The following is a 13,570-nucleotide window of genomic DNA, read 5'->3' as shown; positions in this document are numbered from 1 at the left end:
CCACCGAGCGCCCGAACCTCGGCAAGGACGTCCCCGCCTCGCAGGTCGGCGCCGCGGCCCTCGCCGCCGCCCAGACCCAGCTCGGCAAGCCGTACGGCTGGTCCAAGACGGGTATGGCGGCCTTCGACTGCTCGGGTCTGACCGGCTACGCCTACCGGCAGGCCGGCGTGAACCTGCCGCGCACCTCGCAGGAGCAGGCCAACGCGGGCACCCGGATCGGACGCGGCGAGCTCAAGCCCGGCGACCTGGTGCTCTTCTTCGGCGATCTGCACCACATCGGCCTGTACGCCGGCAACAACATGGTGCTGCACGCGCCGCGCACCGGCACCGTCGTGCGCTACGAGTCGATGGACAACATGCCGTTCCAGTTCGGTGTGCGCATCGGCTGACCCCAGGCCTCTCGCTTGGAGGTCCGAACAGAAGCTGTCGATGCCCTGGTTCCGGCATGCCATGCGGACGGCATCCGGCCGCGTGGAACGACGCAGGTGTGTGGGCCGCACGTGTTGCTGCTGAGGGAGCTGCGGGTCGCGAAGGGACTGGACTGGTCGCGGGCGGTGACCGACTCCTCGCACGTCAGGGCCGCCCGACGGGGCCCAAAAGCGGGCCCCGTCCGGTCGACCGCGCACTCAGGGCTGTAGACACCACCTCGACGGCGACACCCATGGCATCCCACTCGCCGTCCCACTGGCCGGCGGGCAACCGCAACGACGTCACCCAGCTGCTGCCCCTGCTGAAGAAGGTCCCGCCGGTCGCCGGCCCGGTCGGACGGCCACGCAACCGACCCGACAGCATCCTCGGCGGGCGTGGTTGCGCGGGCGTGGTTGCGCGGGCGTCACGGGCGGGTCGGGCGGTCCCCTGGCCTAGGCGATGTTCGGGTTGGCCGGCTGTTCCTTGCCCGCCGGCACCCGGCGGCCCTTGCCGCGCTTGACGAGGACCACTGTCTTCATGGTGACCCCGGGATAGTTGGGGGTGTAGTACGCGCCCGTCCAGTAGTCGTGGAAGGAGGCGACCGTGCCGATCGTGTACGTCATCGGGTTCGCGGCCGTCTGTTCGCTTCCGGCGAAGGCCTCCATCGTCACCGTGTCCTGGCCGTCCATGCCCACCACCGCGGCGGCGTGGTACTGCGACATGATCTGCTCCCCCGGGTTCATGGCGAGCATGAGGTAGGACTGTCCCACCACCGGGCTGGCGTTGCGGTCCGTCTCCCCCTGGAAGTCGCCCGCGCGCTCGCGGTTCTGCTCGTCCGACATGCCGAACGCCTTGAGCCCGGCGCTCGTACGGACGTTGCTGTTCGCGCCGTCCGCCAGCTCTCCGACGGCGTTGTGCATGATCTCCTCCGCCGTGTGGAGGCAGTCGTCCAGGATGTTCCGCGCCAGCTCGTGCTCCTGGTACATCTCCGTGCCGCCGAAGAGGGCCTGCTGCGCCGTGCTCGTCGGGCGCAGGGCCGGGGAGTAGGACCCCGCGGGCGCGTTGCCGCGGATCCAGATCGACGTGGCGTCGTTGCGCGGGACGGCGAAGAGGCCGTTTGCCGAGACCGTCATGTGCCGCTGGTTCGTGTCGGCCTGCGCTGCCCAGCGCTGGACCGACTCCTGGGCCGCCCCCTGGCCGGACCGGCCCCCCTCCTGCGCGTGCTGCTCGGTCCTCGGCGCCGCCCCGCTCATGGCACGGCGCGCGTTGCTCTCCGCCTCCCGCTCGAACCGGTCGGAGGGGTCGGAGACCTTGAGCCCGGACCCGTTGTCCGTACCCGCTACGGGGCCCTGGCGCTGCTGGATCACATGGGTGAGTTCGTGGGCGAGGGTGTGCTTGTCGGCGCCGCCCTCCCCGATGACGACATGGCTGCCCGAGGTGTAGGCACGGGCACCGACCTCCGCCGCGGAGGCCCTGGCGGCACTGTCGTTGTGGATGCGCACGTCGGAGAAGTCCGCGCCGAGTCGGGACTCCATGTCGCCGCGGGTCGCCTCGTCCAGGGGGCGCCCGCTGCCGCGCAGGACGTCGTGCACGGCGGAGCGCTGCACCGCGGGCTGCTCGGCCGTGTGGCCGCAACCGGCGCCGTGCTGGTGCTTGTCCCACTCCCCCGCGTGACCGGCCTGCCGCAGGAGCTGCACGACGGCCGCGTTCCCAGCGGTCTGCTGCAGCGCGCGCAGGCCCTGCGGTGCCGCGCCCCTGGCTGGGGGCTTGCCGCCCGGGCCACGCCCGTTCGCGACGTCGGCCCTTCTGGCATCGTCATAGTTGTGCACAAGGCCTCTTCCTGCGTTGGAATGCTTCCTCTCCTGCATACGCGAGAAAGACGCCCCGGCGCCAGGTACACGAGGGCACTGTCGCAGGGCCGACCGGACAGAGTGGGTTCCGGATGGCCTCAGAAACGATCAGGTCCGCGGTCGTGTGGTCGCACGGTGCGAACACCACCCGGTCGTCGGGCAGATCCGCTCGCCGCAGTGCGGTGACGAGCGGGAACGGGCTGAGCGGGTCCCGTTGCGAGGGCCGGACGACGACCCGGTGCCTCAGGACCAGCGCCTCGGGCAACATGGCGTGCACGCCCGGGCTGTTGCCCGGCATGCGCGGCGAAGACGCCCGACGCGGCACCACGCGGCGCCCGGGGCCGACAGAGCGCCGCTTCGCCGCCGAACGAGGCGCACCCCGTGGGCCGCGCCGCCGACGGCATCCTTCCCGCGTCCCGCAGGACTGCCGTGATGAGCCGGTCGCACTCGCGCACGACCGGCAGCGGCGCCCCCGTCAGCTCCGACACACGTCGTTCGTGCGCCGCCAGGTCGTCGCCGGCGATCTCCTCGTTCGCGAAGGCGTCGGCCGCCTTGCCGGGCACCGCCACGGCCTCCGCGACGGACAGGGCCTCGCTGGTGCGCAGTCGGCCGATCCAGTGCGAGACGACCAGGGCGGGCACCGAGGTCAGCTCAAGGCGGGGAACGCCCGATGTGTCCGTCACGGTGGTGCGCCTCCGTGTCCGGTACGGACCGGCCGGTCCCAGCGTGGCGGGTCGAACCCGCTCACTCCTCCTGTTTCCCCACGGCTGGTCACGGTGTAGGGGGTTTTCCTTGCGGCCGACGCGCAGTGCGCGCCGTCAAGAGCAGGGCCTCAGGCCCCCCTGGCGGTGCGGCGCCTGCGGCCGCGGGCCGCCGCGGCGAGTTCGACCGGCACGGCTGCGGTGGTCTCCCACCCCATGCAGGCGTCCGTGACGCTCTGCCCGAACACCGGATCGTCCAGGTCGAGTTCCTGGCGTCCGGGAACGAGGAAGCCCTCCAGCATGACGCCCCGGATATCCGTGTCACCGGCCGCGACCTGAGCTCCTGTCTCGCGGGCCACCACGGCCTGCCGCTCGTGGTCCTTGTCGCTGTTGCCATGGCTGGCGTCGGTCACCAGTCCGGTCGGCAACGCGGCGGCCGACCACCGGTCCACCGTCTCGCGCACGTCCTCGGGACGGTAGTTGGGCCGGCCTGCCCCTCCGCGCAGCACGACCTGGCAGTCGGGGTTCCCGCTGGTGCGCAGCGTGACCGCGCGGCCGTCACCGTCGAAGCCGAGGTAGGCGTGCGGGGCGGCAGCGGAACGGATGGCGTCGCCGACGGAGTCCATCCTCATGGGGCGCGGTCCGATGCGCATTCCCCCGAACAGCGGGAGTCCACCAGCCACAGGGCGGAACCCGGAGCCTGATGACAGGCCACTACGCGGAATTGAGCCCCGCCGAATGGCGGAGCGGCCGGTTCGCCCCCTCGGACCGAGTGGGCATCAAGTCCGTTTCTGACAGCGACCTCGTTCCGTTGCCGGCTCTGACCTGTGCAGTGGGCGGGTGGGTTGAGAGGGCGGGGCCTCCAACAGATTCAAGGACCGGACGGATGAGAAGCAGAAGCAGTCCGACCTCGTCGACGCCATCACCGCGTTCGCGGCGGCAGCCTCACCGTCGTGGCCGAGAAGGCCGCCATGCTGGGGAGCCCGCGGTCGATAGCCGTTATCGGGGCGAACTTGCAGCTCGAAGATGGAGAGCACGCGGAGCGGAGCCTCTCCCGGTACATCACACTGCGAGGGCGGGACACCAGCCCAGCCAGTGCGGTGACCCTTCCACATACATCTCGCGCGTGCGGGGTGGTGAGCCCCCGGCGGGCTACGGACTGTGATGCCTCAAGTCTGGATGGCAAGGGCGAGGAGGGTACCGACCGCAACTTCGAAGGGGCGGGTGTGTTGTTGTACCTGGGCGAGCAGTAGTCCCCTTGCAGGGTGGCGAGCATAGTGGTGGCGAGGGCGTCCGGGTCAACGCCAGGCGCGAGCTTCCCCTCGGCATGAAGCGACCATCGTCGGGCGGCCCCACCACTGCGCTCGGCCGAGTTGAGGCATCGAAATCTCTGAACGCGAGCCTGTGCCGGCCTCGCCATCGCCTTTCTGCGGCGCATCTGGAAGGGACTCGTGACCTGTGATTTTCCGACCGGACGACGCAAGCTGTTCCCCGCGCGCACGCGGGGATGGACAGTGCGTAGCTCTCAGTTCTCCCTCCTCCGATTCGGGTACGCAGAAGCCCCCAGTTCCTCCTGGGGGCTTCTGTGTGATCAGTGTTCCTTGTTGTATGCCTCGCGGATCTCAGTGGGCACTCGGCCACGATCGTTGATGTCGTAGCCCTTCTCCTTCGCCCAGGCCCTGATGGCCGCCGTGTCATTGTTGGCGCCGGTCTGGCGGGCAGGACCGGCTTTTGCGCCGCGCCGGATGCGTCGGCCTGCCTGGAGGAACGGGTTCACAGCCTCCATGAACTTGTCGTAGCTGTCGGGGCCCAGGTCGACCTCGTAGGCCACCCCGTCGATAACGATCTGATGGGTGGCTGCCTCAGCGGACTCTTCGCCCGTGAGGTCATCGGTGTAAATGGTTACGATCTTTTGCGCCATGCGTGAAGTGTATGGGCACAGTTGGGGCTGGATGATCGCAGACTTCGGCCTCGGGAGGTGCGCCATCTGCGCGCCAGACAGAGGCCGATCCTCAAGTCCGGAGCCAGAGGCGCCTACGAAGCGGTCCGTCGACGCTGGGCGCTTACGACCTGTTAGACCTGTTGGATCTGACAGATCTAAGGGCTGTCCCGTAAGTGACCTTCCAGGTCTCGCAACCTGATCCGGAAGGTCCATACACGGGAGTTGTGGACACCGGCTCGCGTTGATCGGGCGGGGAGAGGACATTGTGCCTCGCGGGATTTCCGTTGGCGGAGTGCCTGACGGTGTGCCTCGGAGTCACGGGGTTCGGTTTCGTGCCTCACCGTACACACCGGATGCATCAGGTGATCAGGCCGGCGCTGATCAGCCAGATGTGTTCGCAAGTCGAAGATGCCTTTTGCAACTCTTCGCGGGACTCTTGGGAGGCGTGGTAGAAGGTCCGCTCGATCATCCAGCACAGGGCGCGTGCGATCGCCGACGCTTGCTCTGGTTCGGTGCCGGCCTGAACGCCGGCTCGTTCCAGGACGGCGGCGATGGCCGTGATGAACAGGTCTGCCGTGTGGCTCCACAGCTCGCCGATTTCCGGCACGGTCAACGACAGGTCGATCGCCGTGCGCATGACCAGGCCGTGCTCGTTCCACAGCTCGACCGTACGCCGCATGGCTGCTGCGATGGCCTGGCCTGGCTCGTCGGTTTGCGCGGTGACCCGGGACCGCTCCCACAGATGCTCAACGGTCCGGGCCACGAGCGCCGTGACCACTTCTGGCTTGGAGCCGAAGTAGAAGTACAGGGCGCCACGTGTGATGCCGGCGCCCTGCGCGATGTCGCCGACAGTCATGGCGTCATAGCCCTGTTGTGCCAGCAGAGCCTCGCAGGTGTCCAGAATGGCCCGCTCCCGGACATCGCCCTTGCGTTCGGTGACGCGCCGGCTCCGCGCAGAGTGATGGCTGGGCATCAGAGCTGAGCACCCTCGGCAAAGTCGGTTGTACGGGAGAGGCGCTCCCATGCGCGGATGTCCTCGTCCACAGCCGTGCGCGCGGCAGTGACCAGTCGCAGCGCATCCGAGCCAAGGACGAGGTGGGCCGGCGGCTGTTCGACCGACGCGATGTGCACGACGGCGTCCCCAGCCTTGATCGGATTACCCAGCTGATTCCCGCTGGCCTTCTGCCGCGCTTCACGGATAGGGGCGAACAGCTCGTCGTAGTCATCGATGGACTGCGCAGCGCGCGTCATGGACCGTCCGGCCCAGTCGGTGCGGAAGGACCCGGGCTCGATCGCCGTCACGTTGATCCCAAACTGTGCGACCTCCTTGCCCAGTGCTTCCAGGATGCCTTCCAGGGCGAACTTGCTGCCGCAGTAGGCGGACATGCCGGGCACGGCCATGAGTCCACCCATGGAGGTGACGGCCATCAGGTGTCCGTGGCGGCGCTGGCGCATGTGGGGCAGTGCTGCCCGCAGGGTGGCCACTGCCCCGAATACGTTGACCTCGAACTGCCGCCGCACCTCGGCCAGCGGGGTTTCCTCGAAGGTGCCCTCCAGGCCGTAGCCCGCGTTGGCGACGACGACGTCCAAAGGACCGACGCTCTGCTCTACCTCCGCGACGACACTCGACACGGCATCGTCGTCAGTCACATCCAGGATGCGGCCGTGAGCGTATCCCGGTTTCAGCTCTTCGAAGACCCTCAGGTCCTCCTCGGAGCGGACTGTTCCCACGACGGTGTGCCCGGCGGCCATGGCTGCCTGGGCGAAGGCCCGGCCCAGGCCCGTGCTGACGCCGGTGATGAGCCACTTCTGCTGCTGCACTGCTCCTCCAGAAAGGTCCCGCCGGGAGCTGGGATGCCCCTTACCCAGAAAGTCTACACACCGTCGAGTTTAATCAACGTGATGTTGATTCTGTCGCCCCCAATGGCATCATGCTCAGCCGAGGTCAATCCGGCCCCTCGCCGAGCCGCTCGCCTCGGCTGGAACGATCACGGTGTGGCTGGAGAAATCACGGCGTCGGCGCCGTCCTGGACCGGGCGCCTTGCGGGCTGAGCCCGCGCCGCTCCGGCAAGTTGGCAGCCGCAGTACGACGTGAGCAAGCCACGGATCGACCGCGCGGCCGACCCTGGCGCCTGTCGCTGGAGGATCGCGTCCTGCTGGTCACGGCCGTACTGGCGCACGAACTTGACGATGCGCCAGCCGGCGCCCCTGTTCGAGATCTCCCAATCGGCCGCAGACCGCATCATTGACCACCTCGGTCCGCTGTTGGCGGTAACCGACATGACTCCCGAGGCTGGGGCCCGCCGCCAAAGCCGCCGTCGGGAATACGATGACGATTGCCGACGGCCGCTGTCAGGGCACCGGTCTGGTCATCCCGCACTGCCGCCGCACGGGCGAAGAACTGCTCTCCTGGAAGGAGGGGCACAATCGAGCGCACAAGCAGGTCAGGGCGCGCGTTGAGCGCGTCTTCACACGCATGAAGAGCTGGAAGATCCTTCGCGACTGCCGCCTCAAAGGCGACGGAGTCCCTCACGCCATGCTCGGCATCGCCCGCCTCCACAAGCTCACCCTCACCGGATAGAGGGCCCCAGAGTCGGTGAGCCGTGCCCGAACGCGTTAGAAGGTCACTTACGGGACAGCCCTTGAACGACCTCCTTGCGGCCTTCCCCGTTCAGCCTCGCCGGAGCGCGCGGGCCCGAACCTACGAGAAGATCAGTAGGTGCTCGCTATTGCGATCCGGTCGGGCGACTCACGCCCAGTGCGTCGTAGGCCGCCTCCGTCACTTTGCCGCCAGCCTTGGCTCCGACCGACTCAAGGAAGCCTCTTTTCCTAGCCAGTTGGATGTGTGCCTTGATTGTTCCCTGGGAGCGGCCAGTGATCTCGACCAGCCTGCGGACAGGTGCACGGTTACCTGTGTCGGCGAGACGTTCGTAGCGCAGGGCGATGGCCGCGAGGTACTGGTCAGTTGGCTTGGACGACGAGGTCAGCAGGGCATCGACCTGCTCCGCCAGGGGGTACTTCACGGCCTCGCGAGCTCGATGCGAAAGCCGAGCGGCCTCGGCTGCGTCCGCGGGGGCAACGTCACGCAACACCGTCGTGGTGATGCCGCGGGCGATCGCTGCGGGGTCTCCCCCTTCCACTGGCTGAACGAAGAGTTGAACCGACGCTGAGCCCACGGAGTCGCGTCGGAAGAGGTGCCAGGCCTCGAAGTTGCCGTGGGCGAGCTCCTGGCGGACCCAGATTCCCCCGGCACTGTCGAAGCCGCGCAGGGCGTGGGGCGCTTGGTCAGCGACATGGCAGGATGCGCGGGTCGGCGGGGTCGCAGAGTCATTCTTCTCGGAGGCCACACGTCCAGTCTAGGCAGCTAGACCCGACACATCTAGTTGGATCGGTGGTGCCGGTGGGGAGTGAGATCGTCCACGGCCGGAGGTTTCGCGCACTCGTTCCGGGCGTCGGGGCAGCGAGTGATGTAACCCGGCCCCTCAGCCGCCGTGTCCTTGAGTGCGGCTACGACTGTCCGGTTGCGCCCCCGCAGCTGGGCGAGGGCGGGACGCGATGGCGCAGAGGTCGCGCGCGAAGCCTGTGAGGGTCTGCCCGACGGGCCAGACCGCCTTCAGGGAGCGCCGCATGTCCAGATCGCAGACCGGCGCCATGACGAGAGTGCCTGCCTTCAGTTCCATGTCGACAGCCAGAGAGCTGAGTACTGCGGGGGCGATTCCTCCGGCGGCCGCTTTCTTGATCGCCGTGGTGGAGGAGAGTTCCAGCAGCGGGGAGGCCTGCCATCCCGGCAGGCATTCGGCCATGGCATTCTCGAATGAGCAACGGGTGCCAGAGCCCTTCTCCCGCTGGATGAGTGCCGCGTTCGCCAATTCCTCGACTCCGATCTCGGAGCGGCGGGCCCACGGGTGGTCCGGGGCGACCACGACCAGGAGGCGGTCGCGCGCCACGTCCTGGCTCTGCAGCCCCTCGGGGACGTGAGGGCTCTCGATGAAGCCGAGATGAGCCCGGTCTTCCATGACGGCGGCGCCGGCCTGGAACGAGTTGCACGTGTGGAGTGCCACGGCGATGCCAGGGGCCTGCGTGCGCAGTTCGACCAGCCATTGCGGAAAGAGGTATTCGACAATGGTTTGGCTTGCCGCCACCCGAAGGCGCGATTCACATTGGTCGCGCAGGGTGGTGATCCCTGCGTCCAGGCGCTGGGCCGCGTTGATGACGTCGAGCGCCCAGTGGGCGATCAGCATGCCTGCGGGGGTGGGTTTGGAACCCTGTGCCGCACGCCGCAGTACGGAGACGCCGACCTGCTTCTCCAGGTAGTCGATGCGGGAGCTGGCCGAGGGCTGGCTGATCCCGTGCGCCTGTGCGGCTCGGCCCAGGCTGCCCAGCTCTATGACGCTGAGGAAGAGGTCGAGGGCTGCCAGGCCGGGAACGCGGGCTGAAATGCGCACGAGGGTCATACCTGTATCGATCACCGGCCGAGGCGTTGTCGCTCCGCCGAGGGGGCCCTCGACGTCGGTCGGGGGTTATGGACGTCCATGAAGCCGGGGCCTCGCTGCATTAAGTGCTCTTGAGGTGAAGGCGGGTGGAGGATTCTATCTAGACAGGTCTCATCTGGATGTGTCAAATTGCCGCCTCGGGATGGACGCGCCACTGCCAGTAATGCGGCAGGTACGCGGCCTCGCCTCCCCTTGCCGGGTACCGCTTGCCGGGTACCGCGCGCCAAGGCCGAGTCCGTTGGAGCCCACGCCCCGCTTCCGCGCAGTAGGGGTACGGGAAGCGGGGCGCCTCAGGCTTCGGCACGCAGGTGGGGTGGTCGCCGACGCTGCCTGGAGATACGGGCCGGCCGCCCTAAGACGGTGGCCGACCTGACCAGATCCGGCATCACTACTCCTCTCGTCATGCCCGGGCTGGCCGGGCGCTGCCCCCCTTGGGAGACTCGGCCGCACCGGACGGCCTGCACAGGGGGACACGGAATGAACGCTCCGGGATCAGCGCAACGGCACCGGAGCGAAGGTGTCGGGGCTCGCCTTGGCCCAGTCGACGGCCCACTCAAGAAGCGGGCTGGCAAGGAGCTCACCCTCGTCCAGCCATTCGTAAAGTTCACCGTAGGAGCAGGTCAGGCCGTTGGGCAGGCGGCGCCGGAGCATGTCGGGACGCAGGTCCCGGGGATAGCGAGCCCCCAGGGAAGCCATGATCTGCTGGGCGCTGCGCACGGTCGATTCCTGGTACCGGCGCACCCGCTGGGCCTTGTCGGCGACGTCAAGGGCTCGGGCGCGCCAGGGGTCCTGGGTGGCCACGCCGGTGGGGCATGCGTTGGTGTGGCACTGCTGGGCCTGTATGCAACCGGCGGCAAGCAGCATGGCCCGTGCCGAGTTGGTGAAGTCTGCGCCTTGGACGAGCCGGGCCACGATGTCGCTTCCGGTGGCGATCTTGCCACTGGCGCCGAGTTTGACCTGATCCCGCAGACCGGTGCCCACCAGGGCGTTGTGCATCATGATCAGACCATCTGTGAGGGGCTGGCCCAGCGTGTCGGCGTACTCCAGGGGCGCGGCACCCGTGCCGCCCTCGGCACCGTCGACCACGATGAAGTCGGGGGTGGCTCCTTCGTCGAGCATCGCCTTGCACAGGGCGAGAACCTCATGGCGCGCGCCGACGCACAGCTTGATGCCCACCGGCTTGCCACCCGAAAGCCAGCGCAGACGCGCAACGAACCGCACCAGGTCCCTGGGGGTGGAACAGCCGGGGTGGCTCGGTGGAGAGGTGACGGTACGCCCCGGTGTCACGCCCCGGGCGAGCGCGACCGCGGTGTTCACCTTGGCCCCGGGCAGTACGCCGCCCATCCCGGGCTTCGCTCCTTGGGAGAGCTTCAGCAGGATGCATTTGACCGCCGGGTGCGCGGCGCGGAGCAGGAACTCGCCCTCATCGAAGCGGCCGTCGGGGGTACGGCATCCGAAATAACCTGTACCGATCTGCCATATGAGGTCCGCCCCGCCCGCCAGGTGATGCGCAGACAGGCCACCCTCTCCGGTGTCATGGGCGAACCTGCCCGCGCGCGCACCGGCACTCAGCGCCTGGATGGCAGGAGCCGACAGCGCTCCGAAACTCATCGCGGAGATGTTCAACAGCGGCATGTCGAAGGGCTGCAGGCAGTCGCGCCCTCCCACCCTCACAGTGACAGGGCGTTCCACAGCGGGCCGTGGCGCCAGTGACGTCACGAAGAATTCGTGCCCCGACCGATAGACGTCCAGCTCTGTACCGAAAGCCTTCTGCGCCTGCCCGCCCTTGGCCCTCTGATAGACGAGATCGCGCACGTCGCGGGGAAACGGTCTTCCGTCCAGACTGGACTCGGCGAAGTACTGCCGCACCCCCGGCCGCAAGCGCTCCATCAAGAACCTCACATGCCCCACCAGCGGATAGTTCCTCAGGATCGCGTGCCGGGCCTGGGCCAGGTCATACGCCCCGACCGCCGCGAGCACCAAGCCCGATACCGCGGCGAGCCACCACCAGGCAGACACCAGAAGCGCGGCCGCAATGCCGAGGCCGGCGCAGCAGACCACCGTGGCCAGAGCCGCATATCGGGAAACGTGCGAGATCGGATTCATAACAGCGTGAGCAATTCCTGTCGGGCGGCCGGGGACAACGACCACCCTTCCCAACACCCGCGCGCCCGAGAAGCCCCCTCACATCGATGGACTCATAGGCCCGTTCTCGGCCCCTCCGCGGCTGGCGGCATGGGCCTGCACGGAGCGGCGCCACAGGCGCCGAACCGCCCGCCGCAGACCAATCCACCGGCCCCACAGGCGCAGCCTTCTGGCAACCGGGCCTCCGACGCCGTGGACTGTGGACAGTGAACTGCCGCTCTTGGAGCACGAATCGCCGCGCGATCAGTTCGTACTGATGGTGACCGAAGCAACGAATGTCTCCCGCGACCATTGGCGCCTGCCGACTGCGCCGGCCCTCCGGCATGCGCGGTGCTGTTCGCCAGCTTCCTTGCCGGCATCGCCGGCTTCGGCCTCTCGGGAGTGCTGAAGCCGCCGTGGACGGTCTTCGTTGTCCCGGTGCCCCCTCCAGAGCACGCTCTAGTTCTTCATCGGCCAAAAAACCGCACGGCTGCCGGTCAGCCGACGAGGGGCATAGAGCGCTTGTAGGGGTACACCGACACATCTGCCCTACCGGCTCGACGGCCCGGGGCGGAGGCTTTGAGCGGGCGGCGTCGTCGCCCCGCCCATAGCCCGCCGCGGTGACAGTGCCGCGCTGCGGATGAAGGCGCGGGTGCAGCAGGTAATTGATGGGTAGCGATGGAAAGCTCTACGCGTGCGATCGCGGCGAACGGAGCCCACAAGCGGCGGAGTTGGTTCCTGCTGCTGGCGTCGGCCGCGCGGATCACGCTGGTACTCGTGTGGGGCTGGGCGGGGTGTTCCAAGATTCGCTCTCCTGAAGCGTCTGTTGAAGCGGTGCGGGTCTACCGGGTCCTTCCGGAGTCGCTGCTGGCGCCGGTGGGATACGGGTTGCCGGCACTTGAGCTCGCTCTCGCGGCCTTCCTGCTTTTGGGACTGCGGATCCGCCTCACCGCAGCCCTGTCCGCCGGGCTGCTGGTGGCCTTCATCGCCGGAATCACACAGGCGTGGATCCGCGGCCTGAGTATCGACTGCGGCTGCTTCGGCGGTGGCGGCGAAGTCGGAGCTGCGGAAACCCAGTACGTCAAGGAGATCGTCAGGGATCTCCTCTTCCTCTGCGCGAGCACGTGGCTGGTCCACCGGCCGACGAGCCGGTACGCGCTCGACAACCGTGTGGGCTGATCGGTCGCCCGGCGCGGCGCACGATCAGCACACCTCGAACACGTGGGATCTCAATGTCGACTTCATCCACCAGGAAAGCAAGCCGCGCAGCGTGCGAGCGGCTGCGAGCCGAACGTCAGGCTGACGCCCTGCGGGCCCGCCGCAGAAGGTGCGGGCGCTGGAGCGCCGGAATACTCGCCGGTCTTGTCGGCGCGGTGGTGATCAGCATCGCGGTGCAGACGGACAGAGCCTCCGATACCCGGCCGGTGATCGCGCCGCACGGAGCCACCGGAGACGGTCAACTGCTCGTCAGCGTCGGCCACGCCGACGCTCCCGCCGTCCTGACGGTGTACGAGGACCTTCGCTGTCCCGGGTGCGCGGAGATCGAACGTCGTCTCCACAGCACTGTCAACCGCCTCCAGGACGAGGGGAAGGTACGCGTGGACTACCACCTTCTCTCCTTCGTCGACCGCATCGCGGCCGGCACCGGCTCGAAGTACGCGGCGAACGCACTGGCCGCGGCCCAGGACGCGGGAAAGTTCCGCGAGTACCACGACGTCCTGTACGCCCATCCCCCGAAAGCCGAACACGTCGACTCCTACGGCGACAAGCAGGTACTCCTCGACCTTGCGGCGGAGGTACCCGGCCTCAGCACTCCGCGGTTCACCGCCGCGGTCGAGGAAGGAACCCACGACACCTGGATCAGAGCCGTCCAAGAGGCCTTCGACCGCCAGTCCCGAATCCAGGGCACACCGGCGTTCCTCTTCAAGGGAGAGGACCTCCTCAAGGACCCCGCAAGTCCTCTCACCCCTCAGCGGCTGACCGAACTGGTGGACCAGGAGGCAAGCCCATGAACGGGCGTATCCCCATCAGCACTCCCGCACGCGGACACCT

At 68.2% G+C, this 13,570-nt stretch carries 11 protein-coding genes and 2 pseudogenes; 5 read left to right on the top strand and 8 right to left on the bottom strand.

Annotated elements, in window-relative coordinates:
- On the top strand, positions 1-389 hold a 389-nt coding region (locus ACFYNP_RS13290; protein WP_388419319.1), incomplete at its 5' end, for a C40 family peptidase.
- Between the two features lie 47 nt (positions 390-436).
- Positions 437-808, top strand: a pseudogene (locus ACFYNP_RS13285) (IS5/IS1182 family transposase); the annotation flags it as partial.
- Positions 809-860: 52 nt separating this feature from the next.
- Here ACFYNP_RS13285 and ACFYNP_RS13280 read toward each other — a convergent pair.
- The 5 genes from ACFYNP_RS13280 to ACFYNP_RS13260 all read right to left on the bottom strand — a co-directional run bounded on the left by ACFYNP_RS13280 (position 861) and on the right by ACFYNP_RS13260 (position 6,722).
- Entirely contained in the window at positions 861-2,237 is a 1,377-nt protein-coding gene (locus tag ACFYNP_RS13280; RefSeq protein ID WP_388785249.1) for a DUF4157 domain-containing protein, read from the bottom strand.
- A gap of 853 nt (positions 2,238-3,090) precedes the next feature.
- Positions 3,091-3,591: a hypothetical protein gene (locus ACFYNP_RS13275; protein ID WP_388785247.1), complete on the bottom strand. Its 501-nt coding sequence runs from the start codon at positions 3,589-3,591 to the stop codon at positions 3,091-3,093.
- Positions 3,592-4,550: 959 nt separating this feature from the next.
- A complete protein-coding gene (locus tag ACFYNP_RS13270) occupies positions 4,551-4,880 on the bottom strand; it encodes an Lsr2 family protein (RefSeq protein ID WP_388419329.1) in 330 nt (109 codons plus the stop codon).
- Between the two features lie 379 nt (positions 4,881-5,259).
- Positions 5,260-5,874, bottom strand: coding sequence for a TetR/AcrR family transcriptional regulator (locus ACFYNP_RS13265; protein WP_388419331.1), 615 nt, complete (start codon positions 5,872-5,874; stop codon positions 5,260-5,262).
- Positions 5,874-6,722 carry an oxidoreductase gene (locus ACFYNP_RS13260; protein WP_388785246.1) on the bottom strand — a complete coding sequence of 283 codons (849 nt, stop codon included), beginning with the start codon at positions 6,720-6,722 and terminating at the stop codon, positions 5,874-5,876. The genes ACFYNP_RS13265 and ACFYNP_RS13260 overlap by 1 nt, the downstream gene beginning before the upstream one ends.
- Before the next feature lie 174 nt (positions 6,723-6,896).
- Between ACFYNP_RS13260 and ACFYNP_RS13255 the strand changes: the two are divergent.
- Positions 6,897-7,482 (top strand): annotated as a pseudogene (locus ACFYNP_RS13255) (transposase family protein).
- A gap of 145 nt (positions 7,483-7,627) precedes the next feature.
- Here ACFYNP_RS13255 and ACFYNP_RS13250 read toward each other — a convergent pair.
- From ACFYNP_RS13250 to ACFYNP_RS13240, 3 genes are all read right to left on the bottom strand, one after another.
- Positions 7,628-8,248 (bottom strand): hypothetical protein, encoded by a 621-nt coding sequence (locus ACFYNP_RS13250; protein ID WP_388785244.1) that lies wholly within the window; start codon positions 8,246-8,248, stop codon positions 7,628-7,630.
- Positions 8,249-8,383: 135 nt separating this feature from the next.
- On the bottom strand, positions 8,384-9,355 hold the full coding sequence (locus tag ACFYNP_RS13245) for a LysR family transcriptional regulator (protein WP_388785242.1): 972 nt from the start codon (positions 9,353-9,355) through the stop codon (positions 8,384-8,386).
- Between the two features lie 531 nt (positions 9,356-9,886).
- Positions 9,887-11,500 carry an FMN-binding glutamate synthase family protein gene (locus tag ACFYNP_RS13240; protein WP_388419339.1) on the bottom strand — a complete coding sequence of 538 codons (1,614 nt, stop codon included), beginning with the start codon at positions 11,498-11,500 and terminating at the stop codon, positions 9,887-9,889.
- A gap of 696 nt (positions 11,501-12,196) precedes the next feature.
- Between ACFYNP_RS13240 and ACFYNP_RS13235 the strand changes: the two genes are divergently transcribed.
- Entirely contained in the window at positions 12,197-12,697 is a 501-nt protein-coding gene (locus ACFYNP_RS13235; protein WP_388785240.1) for a MauE/DoxX family redox-associated membrane protein, read from the top strand.
- A 194-nt stretch (positions 12,698-12,891) separates the two neighbouring features.
- Positions 12,892-13,530 (top strand): DsbA family protein, encoded by a 639-nt coding sequence (locus tag ACFYNP_RS13230; protein ID WP_388785238.1) that lies wholly within the window; start codon positions 12,892-12,894, stop codon positions 13,528-13,530.
- The last annotated feature ends 40 nt before the right edge of the window (positions 13,531-13,570 follow it).

The sequence above is a fragment of the Streptomyces sp. NPDC006691 genome (assembly GCF_042869955.1).
Classification (GTDB): domain Bacteria; phylum Actinomycetota; class Actinomycetes; order Streptomycetales; family Streptomycetaceae; genus Streptomyces.
This window is presented reverse-complemented; position numbering and strand designations above follow the sequence as displayed.